Genomic DNA, 13531 nt, shown 5'->3' with positions numbered 1-13531 from the left:
GACGGCACGGTATGGGCGAATGGGTGGTGCAGGGGGTGGCGACCCAGGACACCAACATCGTCGCGGCGATCACCGTGTTCTCCGGTGCGGTGGTGCTGTTGGCCGGACTGCTTTCCGACGTCATCTACGCGCTGCTCGACCCCCGGGTGCGGGTGTCATGAGCACCGAGATCGAATTCGCCTCCCGGCGCACCCTGGTGCTGCGCCGCTTCCTGCGCAGCCGCGCCGCAGTGGGTGCACTGGCGCTTTTGGCGGTGATGTTCGTCGGCTGCTACGCCCTGCCTGGCCTGCTGCCCTACTCCTACACCGACCTGGACTACGACGCGCTGCTGGTCCCGCCGGGCTCGCGGCATTGGCTGGGCACCAACGCATTGGGCCAGGACCTGTTGGCGCAGATCCTGCGCGGCATGCAGAAATCGATGCTGATCGGGGTGTGCGTGGCGCTGATCTCCACGGTGATCGCCGCGACGGTGGGGGCGATCTCGGGGTATTTCGGCGGATGGCGCGACCGGATGCTGATGTGGCTGGTCGATCTGCTGCTGGTGGTTCCGGCGTTCATCCTGATCGCGATCATCACCCCGCGCACCAAGAACAGCGGCAACATCGCGCTTTTGGTTCTGCTGCTGGCCGGCTTCAGCTGGATGATCAGCGCCCGGATGGTGCGCGGCCTGACCATGAGCCTGCGTGAGCGCGAATTCATCCGGGCCGCACGCTATATGGGCGTCTCCAGCCGGCGCATCATCGTCGACCACATCGTGCCGAACGTGGCGTCGATCCTGATCATCGACACCGCACTCAACGTCGCGGTGGCGATCCTGGCCGAAACCGGTTTGAGCTACCTGGGTTTCGGTATTCAGCCACCGGACGTCTCGCTGGGCACGTTGATCGCCGACGGCACCGCCTCGGCCATCACCTTCCCCTGGGTCTTCCTGTTCCCGGCCGGGGTGCTGATCACCATCCTGGTCTGCGCCAACCTCGCCGGCGATGGCCTGCGTGACGCCCTGGATCCCGACGCCGCGAGTCTGCGGGGCCGCCGGTGAGCGCCTTGCTGGAAGTCACCGACCTGGCCGTGACATTCGGTGCCGGCGCCGACGCGGTGCGTGCGGTGCGCGGCGTGAGCTATCAGATACAGCCCGGCGAAGTGGTCGCGATGGTCGGTGAGTCCGGCTCCGGCAAATCCGCGGCGGCGATGGCGGTGATGGGCTTGTTGCCCGAGCACGCGCAGGTGTCCGGATCGGTGCGCTTGAGCGGCACCGAGCTGATCGGCCTGGGTGACACGGCGATGTCGAAGTTCCGCGGCGCCGCGATCGGGATGGTGTTCCAGGACCCGATGTCGGCGCTGACTCCGGTGTACACCGTCGGTGATCAGATCGCCGAGGCCATCGAGGTGCACCAGCCGCAGATCGGGCGGCCCGCGGCCCGGCGGCGTGCGGTGGAACTGCTGGAGCTGGTCGGGATCTCCCGGCCGCAGGAGAGGGCACGGGCCTTCCCGCATGAGCTGTCGGGCGGGGAACGCCAGCGCGTCGTAATCGCAATCGCCATCTCCTGCGACCCGGATCTGCTGATCTGCGACGAGCCCACTACCGCACTCGACGTCACCGTGCAGGCGCAGATCCTGGAGGTGCTCAAGACCGCCCGCGACGTGACCGGCGCCGGGGTGCTGATCATCACCCACGACCTGGGGGTGGTCGCCGAGTTCGCCGACCGGGCACTGGTGATGTACGCCGGTCGGGTGGTGGAAGCCGCCCCGGTCGAGGTTTTGTATCGGGGCCGGCGGATGCCGTACACGGTGGGCCTGTTGGGTTCGGTGCCGCGTCTGGACGCGCCGCAGGGCACCCGGTTGGTGCCGATCCCCGGCGCCCCGCCCTCGCTGGCGGGCATCGAGCCGGGGTGTCCGTTCGCCCCGCGCTGCCCGCTGGTCACCGAGGAGTGCCGTGCCGCCGAGCCCGACTTGTTGGTCGTCGGCCCGGAACAGTCCGCCGCCTGCATCCACACCGACCAGGTGGGCGAGCGCAGCGCCGCCGACATCTATCGCGTGCGCACCGAGGTTCCGGCACCTACGCCGGGTGACGCGCCAGTCGTGGTGCGGGTGCGTGACCTGGTCAAGACCTATCCGCTGACCAAGGGCGTGCTGCGCCGCAGCGTTGGTGAGGTCCGCGCCGTCTCTCGGGTGAGCTTCGAGTTGCAGCAGGGCCGCACCCTGGCGATCGTCGGCGAATCCGGGTCGGGTAAATCCACCACCTTGCACCAGATTCTGGAACTGGCTGCCCCGCAGTCGGGTTCGATCGAGGTGCTCGGCACCGACGTCGCGGCCCTCAAGCGAGACGGCCGTCGTGCGCTGCGGCGGGATCTGCAGGTGGTCTTCCAGGATCCGGTGGCCTCGCTGGATCCACGCCTGCCGGTCTTCGAGGTGCTGGCGGAACCGTTGCGCGCCAACGGCTCCGACAAGGCATCGACGCATGCCCGGGTGGCCGAGCTTTTGGAGCTGGTCGGACTGCGGCACAGCGACGCGGCCCGTTACCCGTCGGAATTCTCCGGCGGGCAGAAGCAGCGGATCGGCATCGCCCGCGCACTGGCGCTACAGCCCAAGATCCTCGCGCTCGACGAGCCGGTGTCCGCACTCGATGTCTCGATCCAGGCCGGCATCATCAACCTGCTGCTGGACCTACAGCAGCAGTTCGGGCTGTCGTATCTGTTCGTCTCGCACGATCTGTCGGTGGTCAAGCATCTGGCGCATCAGGTGGCGGTGATGTTCGCCGGGGAGATCGTGGAGCAGGGCGAGGCCGATCAGGTTTTCGGTGACCCGCAACACGACTACACCCGGCGGCTGCTGGCCGCCGTGCCGCACCCGGAGCCGGCCTCATGACGTTGACTCTGCGCTCACGGCGACATTGTGCGAGAAGGGTACGCCCTGGGCGCAGAGTCGACGGGGTGGCGGTGCTCGTGACGCTGATGCTGGCGCTGAGCGGATGCGCGGCGGTCGACATCACCGCCCCGGAAGGCGCGTCGAAGGTCGGCACCGCCAGCGACATCAACCCGCAGGACCCGGCGAGACTGCGCGACGGCGGCAACCTGCGGCTGTCGATGACACAGTTCCCACCCAACTTCAACCCGCTGCACATCGACGGCAATCTCGCTGAGAACGCGGCCATGCTCAAGGCCACCATGCCACGGGCGTTCACCATCGGCCCGGACGGCTCGGCAACGGTGGACACCGACTACTTCACCAGTGTGGAGCTGACCGGCACCAACCCGCAGGTCGTCACCTACACCATCAACCCGAAGGCGAAGTGGTCCGACGGGACTCCACTGTCCTGGGAGGACATCGCAAGCCAGATCCATGCCACCAGCGGCGCCAACGGCGAGTTTGCGATCGCGACCACCAACGGCGCCGAACGGGTCGCCTCGGTGACCCGCGGCGTCGATGACCGCCAGGCCGTGGTGCGGTTCGCCAAACCGTATGCGGAATGGCGGGGCATGTTCGCCGGCAACTCGATGCTGCTGCCCCGCACCATGACCGCCGACCCGGAGACCTTCAACAAGGCGCAACTGCGGCGACCGGGACCGTCGGCGGGGCCGTTCGTGTTGTCGTCGCTGGACCGCACCAGCCAGCGAATCACCTTGACCCGCAACCCCGCGTGGTGGGGCAAGCGACCGAAGCTGGATACCATCACCTACCTGGTGCTCGACGAGTCCGCCCGGATGCCGGCGCTGCAAAACCACACCATCGACGCCACCGGGGTGGCCACCCTGGATCAGCTGACAATCGCGCGGCGCACCGAGGGCATCGCGATCCGGCGGGCACCGACCCCGGCCTGGAACCACTTCACCTTCAACGGCGCGCCCGGGGCGATCCTGTCGGATAAGGCGCTGCGGCTGGCCGTCATGCGCGGTATCGACCGGAGCACAATCGCCAAGGTCACCCAGCGCGGGCTGACCACAGACCCGGTGCCGCTGAACAACCACATCTATGTCGCGGGCCAAGAGGGCTACCAGGACAACAGCGCGGTGGTGGCCTACGACCCGGAGCGCGCCAAGCGCGAACTCGACGCGCTGGGCTGGAAACTCAACGGGAAGTTCCGGGAGAAGGACGGCCGGCCTTTGGTGATCCGGCACCTGTTCTACGACGCGTCCAGCACCCGGCAGTTCGCCCAGGTGGCCCAACACAATCTGGCCGAAATCGGGGTGAAGCTGCAGTTGGACGCCAAAGCCGGCGGCGGTTTCTTCACCGACTACGTCAACGTCGGCGACTTCGACATCGCCCAGTTCAGTTGGGTCGGTGACGCATTCCCCCTGGCCGGGTTGACACAGATCTCCGCGTCCTACGGGGAGGCCAACTTCGGCAAGATCGGCAGCCCGCAGATCGACGCCAAGATCGAGGAGACGCTGGAGGCGCTGGACCCGGCGGTGGCCCGGGCTCGGGCCAATGAGGTCGACGCGCTGCTGTGGGCCGAAGGGTTCAGCCTGCCGCTGATCCAGACCACCGGCAATGTTGCGGTGCGCAGTTCCCTGGCGAACTTTGGGGCGCCGGGTTTGGCGGATCTGGATTACACCGCAATCGGTTTCATGAAGGAACAATGACTCAGCATCAGGTGGTGATCGTCGGAGGGGGCCCGACCGGGCTAATGCTGGCGGGCGAGCTGGCGCTGGCGGGGATCGATGTCGCGATCGTCGAACGGCGCACCACCCGTGACCTGATCGGCTCCCGCGCCGGCGGTATCACCCCGCGCACCATCGAGATCCTCGACCAGCGGGGCATTGCCGACCGGTTCCTGGCGCAGGGGCGCATCGGCCAGATCTGTCATTTCGCGTGGATCATGTTGGACATCAGCGACTTACCCACGCGGCACAATTACACTCTCGGCTTGCCGCAGTACCGCATCGAGCGCACCCTCGCTGGCTGGGTCGACGAGCTGGGTGTGCGGACTCATCGCGGACGTGAGGTGATCGCCTTCGCCCAGGACGACTCCGGGGTCGACGTCGAATTGTCCGACGGCACGACGCTGCGCGCCGCCTATCTGGTCGGGTGCGACGGCGGGCGCAGCGCGATCCGCAAGGTATCCGGGATCGGCTTCCCGGGCTGGGACGCGTCGACCAGTTGTCTGCTCACCGAGGCCAAGGTGTCCGATGAGCCGCCGTGGGGTCTGCATCGCGACGCCGTCGGTTTTCACTCCTTCTTCCGCCTCGAAGCCGACGGGCCGGTCCGGGTGATGGTGACCGAGCCGGAGGTCGGGCGACCCGACGAGCCCACGCTGCGCGACGTCAGCGACGCATTGATCACCAGGCGCGGTACCGATTACGGTCTGCACAATGCCCGCTGGATCTCCCGCTTCACCGACGTAACCCGACAGGCGGACCGCTATCGGGACCGGCGGGTGCTGCTCGCCGGTGATGCCGCCCATGTGCATTCCCCGGCAGGCGGGCAGGGTCTCAATACGGGTGTTCAGGATGCGGTGAACCTCGGCTGGAAACTGGCCCAGGTGCTCACCGGGACATCACCGGACAGCCTGCTGGAGACCTACCAGGCCGAGCGCCACCCGGTCGCCGCCCGAGTGCTGCGCAACGCCATGGCGCAGGGCACGCTGCTGGAGCCCGGTCCGCGCGTCGACGCCTTGCGCGACACCGTGTCCGAGATGCTGAGCCTCGATGAGTCGCGGAGGCGCTTCGGCGCGATGATGTGCGGCCTGGACATACATTACGACCTCGGGGACGGCCACCCACTGCTGGGACGCCGGATGCCGGATCTGGATGTGACGACGCCGGCGGGCACGGTGCGGATCTTCACCCTACTGCAGGAGGGCCGTGGCGTGCTGCTGAACTTCGACGCACCTTGGGTTTTCGATGTCACTCCGTGGGCCGACCGCGTATCGGCGGTCGACGTCGAATACGAAGGCCCCTGGGAGCTACCGGTGCTGGGCTCGGTGGCGGCTCCCGACGCCGTGCTGATCCGGCCGGACGGCTATGTCGGATGGGTCGGCGACGGCACGGCGACGGGCTTGCGTGCTGCGCTGACCACCTGGTTCGGGCCCCGATAGCCTCAGGATTCAAGCACTCAGATCGATGCGGTGCGCGTCGGTGACGCTGCCGTAGCGGTCCGGGCTGCAGGTCAGCACGATCACCTGGCCCTGGCCGCCGACCGCGTCGAACACCGCCCCCATCTTCTCCAGCCGGTCCGGGTCGGTGAAGCCGAGTGCGTCGTCGATCACTACCGGGACACTGTCTTCCTTGGCGACCAGCGCCGCCCCCGCCAGCCGGGTCAGAATGCCGAGTTGCTCCTTGGCCCCGCCGGACAGCGACTCGTACGGCACGGTGCGGCCGTCGAGGGTCCGGGCGCAGATCTTCAGGTCGGTGTCGATGTCGACTTCGAAGTCGGCGCCGAACACGAGCGCGCCGAGTCGCTGGATCTCGGTGCGGAACGGCTCGACGTAGCGTCGGCGGGTGTCGTCGCGGTGCCGGCTCATCGTGGACCGCAGCAGCGCCGCTGCGCGCGCTCGCCGACCGATCCGATCGTGTTCGGCCGCAACGTGTTCCCGCGCGGTCTGTGCCGCGTCGAGCTGACCACGCCGACCCTGGGTACCGAACACCGCAAGCTCGACTTCGACCTCGTGCAGCGCGCGGGCGGTCTCGGCGTGGGCGCTGCGCAGCGCCTGCGCCGCCGCATCTGCCTCGGCGAGCTGGGCGTCGATGGCATCGGGGGCGGCCGCGGCCAGCTGCTCGGACAATTCAGCGACCCGCTGTTGGGCGGTGCGCACGGCATGCCGGTTGGATTCGGCGGCGGCCGCGAGGTCTTGATCGCTGACCGATGCGCGCTGGGCGGTGAGACGCTGGGTGACGGCATCGAGCTCGGTGCGCTGCGTCGCCGCCTTGTCGCGCAGCAGCGTCAACCTGGTCGACGCCTCGGTGCGTCGGTTGGCCGCGCCCAGGGCGGCCCGCCGCCGCGCCTCGCAATCGGTGCCGATGTGCGCGCGCAGCGCCTCGGCGGCGTCACGTTCGGCGCGGGCGTCTTCGGGGGTGATCTCGGTGCCCACCTCACCGTCTTCGCTGCGCAGCTGTGCCAGCCGGGCGCGCAGCACCGCCAGCTCGTCGTCGCCGCGCAGCGCCGCCAGGGTGGCGGTCAACTGGTCCCGGGTGCCCTGCAGTTCGCGGCGCCGCTGGTCGGCCCGCCGCGCCTGCGCCAGATCACGTGCCTCCGCCGCTGCCAGCGCCTGGGCCAGTTCCCCTTGCGCCGCAGCGTATTTCGCGGCCGCCTCACGGGCGCTGTCACCCGGCCTGACCCGCACCGTCAGCAGCCCCGGAACATCCACTTCGGCGCCGTCGGTGACCGTGGCCGACCAGCTCTGACCCGCCACCAGCGGCGTGTGCTCACCGGCGATCACCAGGTCGACGTCAGCGGCAGCGGTGACCTCCAGCGTCGCCGAGATCGCGGCCAAGGAGGCCTGCGCCCGGTCGAGCGCGGCCGCCGCGTCCTCGATCCGGCGCAGCAGCGGCTCGGTCACCACGATCCGGGCCAGCTCAGCGTCCGCCTGCTTGAGGTCACGCTCGGCCGCGTCGATCCGGTCGATGCGGGCAGCCAGCCGGTCGGCCTCGTCCCGGGTGGTGAGTTGGTCGACGACGCGGCGGGCGGTCTCGAGGCGTTCGGTGGCGGCGGCCAAGGTCTGTCCGGCTTCGGCGGCAGCGGCGTCCGCGGCCTCGGCGGCGACGTCCGCGGTGGCCTGCGCTGCAACGGCCTCGGCGATCTCGGCGTCCAGCGCGGCAACCGCGGCGGTGCGCGATTCGAGTTCGGCGCGCAGCCGCTCCCGCTCGCTGTGGGCGGACTCCGCCGCAGCACCGGTGGCTTCAGCGGCGGTAGCCACGAGCTGGGCGTCGCGCAGTTGGTCGCGCAGGGTGGCAATCGTGGCGCTGGCGGCCTGGGCGGCGCTGTGCTGGGCGTCCGCCGTTGCTTGAGCTGCGACCAATCGGGCGAGTTCGTCGGTCAGCTCGGCGTGCCGGACCACCCGGTCGTCGACCTCGGCGAGCAGCGCCGTGCACCGCTCTACCTCGGCGTCGGCGTCCGCCAGCGCGGCCAGCGCCGCGGCCCACTCCCCCGTCGGGCGCCCGGTCGGGGTGAAATAGCGCCCGTATTCGGCGTCGATGCGCTCGATAAGGATAGGTTCGGTTCCGCTCAGCGTGGCGGTGTCGCCGGCGGCGACATCGAGCGCCCTAGAGAGCGCATCACATCCGGACAAGTCCACCGCCGCCGTCGACGCCGCCTGCAACACCCGCTGGGCCTGCCACAAACCGGTGTCCATCGTCTCGGCCAGCATGGCGCGGACCCGCTCGTGCGCTTCGTCACCGGTGAGCTGCTCGCGGCGCGGAGTCTGGATGGTCAGCTTGGTCTGAGGCGACTTGTGGAACCGCTTGTGATAGACGAAACGGTAAGGGCCGGTGCTGATGTCAGCGGTGACCTCGGCGCCGACGTCGGCGTGGGTGGGCTTGACCTGTTTGACGTCCTTCTTGGCGGAGCGGTCCTTGGACTCCAGCAGTAGATCCAGTGCCTCGATCATCGAGGATTTGCCGATCTCGTTGGCGCCGCACACCACGACCACGCCGTGATCGGGAAAGTCGATCTCGCGGTGGGCCACGCCGCGATAGTTGGTCAGGACCAGCCGGTGCAGTCTCATGCGGCACCCCGGTCGACGAGCCGCAGCAGTAGCGCCAGGGCGGCGTTCGCGTCGCCGGCGGTGCCGGTGTCGCCGCTGCGTGCCGCGGCGACCAGTTCCTCGACCGCGTCGGCGGCGAACCCACCGATGCCGAGGTCGGTGAACTCACCGTCAGCAGGGACCACCACCAGGTCGGTGTGGCGTTTCCAGGTGCCCACCCAGGCGAACAGCCGCGAGTAGCGGTCCAGGCAGGCATCGAGTGCAGCCCGGTCGGTGACGCTCAGTGCACCGGTCAGCGCCAGCCGAACCACCGTGCGGCTCTTGTCCGGAAGCTGGTCGAGGTTGATGTCCAGGTCGGTGATGTCGCGACTGGTGTCGAGCTGGCGGTGCAGCGTCAGGAACCGCCACCCGCCGATGTGGCGGGAGTCGACGGTGACTGCGCCATCGGTCTCATCGACATCGACCACCAGGACGTGGCCCGGATCAGGTTCGATGTCGTCATAATTGGTGACCTCCGGTGAGCCCGAATACCAGATCCGGCCCGTCTCACCAACTTTGGTCCGGGAGTGCTTGTCGCCCAACGCAACATAGCGGATCACGCCACGGTCCAGAGCGTCTTCGAGGGCGGCGAGCCGGATCAGCGCCGGGTTGCCCGGATTGGGGTCCAGCACGTCGACGCCGCCGTGGGCGACCAGAATCCGGGTGGTGCCGTCGGCGGGCAGGCCCTCAAGTGCGTCGACTGCCAGGTCGCTGGTGGGCCGCTTGGACCGCCACGGGGCGGCGACGATCTCCAGCCCGGGGCGCACCGGATGCACGCCGGCAGTATCGAGGACGACGACGTTGTCGGGGCGTTCGGCGGTGAACAGTGCACTCGTGTAGACCGATGCAGCGTCGAGGGGATCATGGTTTCCGGGCAGCAGATACACCGGAATACCGATGGTGCGCATGGCTTCCAGGGACTGACTGATGACCTCCGGGGCCAGCTGATTGTCCTCGAACACGTCCCCGGCGACGACGACGAACTCCGCGCCCGCCTCGGCCGCCAGCGCACCGAGGCCGGCCACCGCATCGCGCCGGGCCGCCGAGTAGCGGGGCTGGGCATCGCCGGCCAGGAAGTGCCGGGTCATGCCGAGCTGCCAGTCGGCGGTGTGCACGAATCGCATGTCGGTCCCGTCCCTTCCGCCGGCTTTGGCCGGGCATCGCGAGTGTATGGCCGCCCACCGACAAGTCCGCGGACCTCGCTCGGCAGGTCCGGCACCGCCGGATGGGGCGTGTTCCCGTGTGTCACATGCGCCACTTCGGCACCGCGGGGGGAAGGGTGGGGTGAGTTCAAATCGGATGTCGCATGCGCTATCACGCCGATCCCGACGGGCGGCCGCTATCGCCGGCGCTATCCAAATCGGACAGATCTGCACCGCGCCCTTGGGTGGGGGGATGCGGCGCATGTTCTACATGTGGCAGCGGTGTCGCGTTCCCGACCGGGGCCTAGCCTTGGCTGCATGCGCGATGAACACCGCACCCTGATCCTGCTGCGGCATGCGAAATCGGACTATCCGCCCGGAGTCGACGATCACGACAGGCCGCTGGCGCGGCGCGGCATCCGGGAGGCCACGCTGGCCGGCGACTGGCTGCGCGCCAATGTTCCCGTCGTCGACGAAGTGCTCTGCTCGACGGCAATGCGAACCCGGGAAACCTTGGAGCGCACCGCAGTTCAGGCACCGATTCGGTACCTCGACGAACTCTACGATGCCTCACCCGGCACGGTCATCGCCTCGATCAACGAAGTCGACGACGACGTTCGCGCCCTGCTGGTGGTCGGACACGAACCGGCGATGTCGGCCGTCGCCCTCGGGTTGGCCGGCGCACCCGGAACCGATGCCGCCGTTGCCCAACAGATCTCAGAAAAGTTCCCGACCTCGGGTATGGCGATACTGCGGGTAACGACCGGGTGGGAGGGTCTGGAATTGGGCACAGCGGCGCTGGTCGGATTCCAGGTTCCCCGCTGATCGCCGAACGCAGGGTCCGGATTACGGCTTTGGCTCGCAATCCTGGTAGGGCGGGGCATCGTCTCTGCCCTCGGCTCGGAGCGCGCCCAACTACGAGTTCGTCGCGAGCGTCAGCTCCATCAGCTTGACGGCCTGCTCGCATGCATCGATACCGGGTGCCTGCGGGTTGACCCACCAGCCGACCACGCCGGCGGCATCACTGGCGACCCCGCACGAGCCGTTCGGGTCGGCGGGGCGCATCACGATCGACGGCACGCCCACGATCGACTTGTTCTCGATCTGGTACTTCAGGAACTCGGCGACCTTGCGCTCGTTGTCCAGGCTGCCCTGCTCGAACCAGAACCGGGTGATGTCGATCAGCCCGGCCGGGTTGGCAGCCTGCCAGCGGCAGATCGCGCCGACGAAGGTGCTCTGGATGTCCAGCGGGTCCGCCCCCACGGTCTTGGCCAGGATGTCGGTGGTCAGCACCTCGCACTCCTTGAGCAGGTTGGGGTACTGCCGTTCGGAGTTGTTGTTGCGCTGGGTGTCGCCGGAGCCCGCCTTGACCGCGGTGCCGCCCACCTCACGGGAGCAGCCCGTCAAGCCGATCAACACCGTCAACACGCAGGCGGCACTGGCAAAAATCCGGCGGCTCATTTGGCGTTCGCAATCGACTGGCGGGTCAGCTCTTTGGCGACATCGCACGGATCCGGGAACGGCTTCTGGGCGAAGCTCACCGACCACTCGATGAAGTCGTCCTTGAACTGGATGCCGATCTCACACAAGTTGTCGCCCATCGTCGGGGCGGTGCCGACGGCGATGAAACCGCTGTGGCCGTCGATGTTGATGTCCTCCACCGACGTCCGCGACACCTCCTCGGTCTTGCGCTCACGCCCGATCGGGCTGCCGCGGTACCAGGAGAAGGAGAAGTGCGGGCCCATGATCCCGCCGCGGGCCAGCCACTGGCAGCCCACCGAGTTCTGCGCCGTGTTGACCAGCCCAGACACCCGGGTCAGGTTGGTGACGGTCTCGTCGCTGATGCCCCCGCACTGCGGAAAGGATGGCCCGTGGCTGCCCTGCTCGGTCTTGGTCGCCGAGGACTCGCCGGAGGAAGCTTCGGTCGAGCCGGAGTCGGAGCATCCGGCGAGCATCGGAATCGCGGTAGCGACCGCCAGGGCCGGGACCGTCAGTTTGAGCCGCACACGATGCACTGTAGCGGCACCACCGCCGACCAACCACGACACACCGGGTGACCAGTCGGTTTGTGTCGCCCCGGCGCCGTCACCGCCGCGTGCGGCCCACACCGGTGTGCGACAGTAACCCCATGCTCCTGGCGCTGCTGCGCTGCTACATCAAGCCGTACCGGTGGCCGGTCGCGGCGGTGATGACCCTGCAGCTGATCAGCACCCTGGCCTCGCTGTACCTGCCGACCGTCAACGCCGCGATCGTCGACGACGGGGTCATCCGCGGCGACACCGCCGTCATCGCCCGGCTGGGCGCGGTGATGCTCGCCGTCACCGGCCTGCAGGTGCTGTGCGCAGTGGCGGCGGTCTACTACGGCGCACGCACCGGCACCGGCTTCGGCCGCGACCTGCGCCGGGCGGTGTTCACCCGGGTGATCGGGTTCTCCGAGCACGAGACCACCCGGTTCGGCACCCCGACGCTGCTGACCCGCACCACCAACGACGTCCGCCAGATTCAGCTGGTGGTGCAGCTGAGCGCCACCGTGCTGGTCGCCGCGCCGATCATGAGCATCGGCGGGCTGCTGATGGCGCTGCACCAGGACGCCGGGCTGTCGTGGCTGCTGGCAGTCGCCGTGCCGGTGCTGGCCGGGGCCAACTACGCGATCGTGGCGCGGATGCTGCCGCTGTTCCGCCGCATGCAGATGCTGATCGACAACATCAACCGGGTGCTGCGTGATCAGCTCACCGGAATCCGGGTCATCCGCGCCTTCGCCCGCGAACCCCTCGAGCAAGACCGATTCGCCCGCGCCAACACGGCACTGTCGGAGACCTCGATGAACGCGGGCAACCTGCAGGCCCTGATGCTGCCGGCCACCACACTGACCATCAACGCCTCCAGCGTCGCACTGATCTGGTTCGGCGGGCTGCGCATCGATGCCGGGCAGATGCAGGTCGGTTCGCTGATCGCGTTCCTGTCCTATTTCATGCAGATCCTGATGGCGGTGTTGATGGCCACCATGGTCGTGGCGATCCTGCCGCGCGCCTCGGTGTGTGCCGAGCGGATCACCGAGGTGCTGTCCACCGAGCCGACGCTGCGGACCCTCGCCAACCCGGTGACGCCGGCGACCGCCACCGGCGAGGTCCGGCTGGCCGGGGTCGGCTACCGCTATCCCGGCGCCGACCGGCCGGTGCTGCACGACGTGTCGGTGACGGCGCGGCCCGGGACCACCACCGCGATCGTCGGCTCCACCGGATCGGGAAAATCCACTCTCGTCTCGCTGATCTGCCGGCTGCGCGACGTCACCGACGGCGCGGTGCTCATCGACGGCGTCGACGTGCGCGACCGCGAACCCGAACAGCTGTGGTCGGGCATCGGCCTGGTGCCGCAACGCGGCTACCTGTTCTCCGGCACCGTCGCCGACAACCTGCGCTACGGCGCCCCGGCCGGCATCCAGGTCAGCGACGAGCAGATCTGGGAGGCGCTGCGGGTGGCCGCCGCCGACGATTTCGTGGCCGCCCACCAAGACGGGCTGGCGATGCCGGTGGCCCAGGGCGGAGAACGCGTCGTCGAACAGATAGATCGACGGCCGGCGGATTACCGCCCGGGCGATCGCCAGCCGTTGCCGCTGCCCGCCGGACAGGTTGATCCCGCCCTGGGCCACCGGCATCGCCAGCCCGTCTTGGTGGGCGGCCACGAAATCGTCGGCGGCGGCCACCCGCAGCGC

The 13531-nt window shown here is 68.8% G+C and carries 10 protein-coding genes and 2 pseudogenes; 7 read left to right on the top strand and 5 right to left on the bottom strand.

What is annotated here, in order from left to right; translation table 11 throughout:
- The 5 genes from A5694_RS22335 to A5694_RS02345 all read left to right on the top strand — a co-directional run.
- Positions 1 to 161 (top strand): ABC transporter permease subunit (locus A5694_RS22335; protein ID WP_131809480.1); only part of this gene is annotated, 161 nt, incomplete at its 5' end.
- Positions 158 to 1039, top strand: a complete 882-nt coding sequence (locus A5694_RS02360; protein WP_064920247.1) for an ABC transporter permease — start codon at positions 158 to 160, stop codon at positions 1037 to 1039. The genes A5694_RS22335 and A5694_RS02360, both read left to right, overlap by 4 nt.
- A complete protein-coding gene (locus tag A5694_RS02355; protein ID WP_064920246.1) occupies positions 1036 to 2865 on the top strand; it encodes an ABC transporter ATP-binding protein in 1830 nt (609 codons plus the stop codon). Before A5694_RS02360 ends, A5694_RS02355 begins: the two co-directional genes overlap by 4 nt.
- A gap of 86 nt (positions 2866 to 2951) precedes the next feature.
- Positions 2952 to 4580: an ABC transporter family substrate-binding protein gene (locus tag A5694_RS02350; RefSeq protein ID WP_064920249.1), complete on the top strand. Its 1629-nt coding sequence runs from the start codon at positions 2952 to 2954 to the stop codon at positions 4578 to 4580.
- Complete coding sequence (locus A5694_RS02345; RefSeq protein WP_064920245.1) at positions 4577 to 6034, top strand: FAD-dependent monooxygenase; 1458 nt, start codon at positions 4577 to 4579, stop codon at positions 6032 to 6034. Before A5694_RS02350 ends, A5694_RS02345 begins: the two co-directional genes overlap by 4 nt.
- A 9-nt stretch (positions 6035 to 6043) precedes the next feature.
- Here A5694_RS02345 and A5694_RS02340 read toward each other — a convergent pair whose 3' ends face one another.
- Positions 6044 to 8659: an AAA family ATPase gene (locus A5694_RS02340; protein ID WP_064920244.1), complete on the bottom strand. Its 2616-nt coding sequence runs from the start codon at positions 8657 to 8659 to the stop codon at positions 6044 to 6046.
- On the bottom strand, positions 8656 to 9801 hold the full coding sequence (locus A5694_RS02335; protein ID WP_064920243.1) for a metallophosphoesterase family protein: 1146 nt from the start codon (positions 9799 to 9801) through the stop codon (positions 8656 to 8658). The genes A5694_RS02340 and A5694_RS02335 overlap by 4 nt, the downstream gene beginning before the upstream one ends.
- A 336-nt stretch (positions 9802 to 10137) precedes the next feature.
- Between A5694_RS02335 and A5694_RS02330 the strand changes: the two genes are divergently transcribed.
- A complete protein-coding gene (locus A5694_RS02330) occupies positions 10138 to 10644 on the top strand; it encodes a SixA phosphatase family protein (RefSeq protein ID WP_064920242.1) in 507 nt (168 codons plus the stop codon).
- Between the two features lie 90 nt (positions 10645 to 10734).
- On the opposite strand, the gene A5694_RS02325 is transcribed toward A5694_RS02330, so the two are convergent.
- A complete protein-coding gene (locus tag A5694_RS02325; RefSeq protein WP_064920241.1) occupies positions 10735 to 11280 on the bottom strand; it encodes a DUF3558 domain-containing protein in 546 nt (181 codons plus the stop codon).
- Positions 11277 to 11774 carry a DUF3558 domain-containing protein gene (locus A5694_RS02320; RefSeq protein WP_064920248.1) on the bottom strand — a complete coding sequence of 166 codons (498 nt, stop codon included), beginning with the start codon at positions 11772 to 11774 and terminating at the stop codon, positions 11277 to 11279. Before A5694_RS02320 ends, A5694_RS02325 begins: the two co-directional genes overlap by 4 nt.
- Before the next feature lie 173 nt (positions 11775 to 11947).
- Here A5694_RS02320 and A5694_RS02315 point away from each other — a divergent pair.
- A pseudogene (locus A5694_RS02315) lies at positions 11948 to 13405 on the top strand (ABC transporter ATP-binding protein); the annotation flags it as partial.
- Positions 13406 to 13414: 9 nt separating this feature from the next.
- Here A5694_RS02315 and A5694_RS25205 read toward each other — a convergent pair.
- Positions 13415 to 13474 (bottom strand): annotated as a pseudogene (locus tag A5694_RS25205) (hypothetical protein); the annotation flags it as partial.
- Between the last annotated feature and the right edge of the window lie 57 nt (positions 13475 to 13531).

It is taken from the genome of Mycolicibacter sinensis, assembly GCF_001667945.1.
Taxonomy (GTDB): Bacteria; Actinomycetota; Actinomycetes; order Mycobacteriales; family Mycobacteriaceae; genus Mycobacterium; species Mycobacterium sinense_B.
The sequence above is the reverse complement of the archived record's forward strand: the minus strand, read 5'-3'. Positions and strand labels throughout refer to the sequence as shown.

What these genes read in the sequence shown, in the direction of transcription:
- A5694_RS02335 (WP_064920243.1), bottom strand. Translation starts at nt 9,801, where the DNA reads ATGCGATTCGTGCACACCGCCGACTGGCAGCTCGGCATGACCCGGCAC.
- A5694_RS02360 (WP_064920247.1), top strand. Translation starts at nt 158, where the DNA reads ATGAGCACCGAGATCGAATTCGCCTCCCGGCGCACCCTGGTGCTGCGC.
- A5694_RS02320 (WP_064920248.1), bottom strand. Translation starts at nt 11,774, where the DNA reads ATGCTCGCCGGATGCTCCGACTCCGGCTCGACCGAAGCTTCCTCCGGC.
- A5694_RS02325 (WP_064920241.1), bottom strand. Translation starts at nt 11,280, where the DNA reads ATGAGCCGCCGGATTTTTGCCAGTGCCGCCTGCGTGTTGACGGTGTTG.
- A5694_RS02350 (WP_064920249.1), top strand. Translation starts at nt 2,952, where the DNA reads ATGCTGGCGCTGAGCGGATGCGCGGCGGTCGACATCACCGCCCCGGAA.
- A5694_RS02340 (WP_064920244.1), bottom strand. Translation starts at nt 8,659, where the DNA reads ATGAGACTGCACCGGCTGGTCCTGACCAACTATCGCGGCGTGGCCCAC.
- A5694_RS02345 (WP_064920245.1), top strand. Translation starts at nt 4,577, where the DNA reads ATGACTCAGCATCAGGTGGTGATCGTCGGAGGGGGCCCGACCGGGCTA.
- A5694_RS02330 (WP_064920242.1), top strand. Translation starts at nt 10,138, where the DNA reads ATGCGCGATGAACACCGCACCCTGATCCTGCTGCGGCATGCGAAATCG.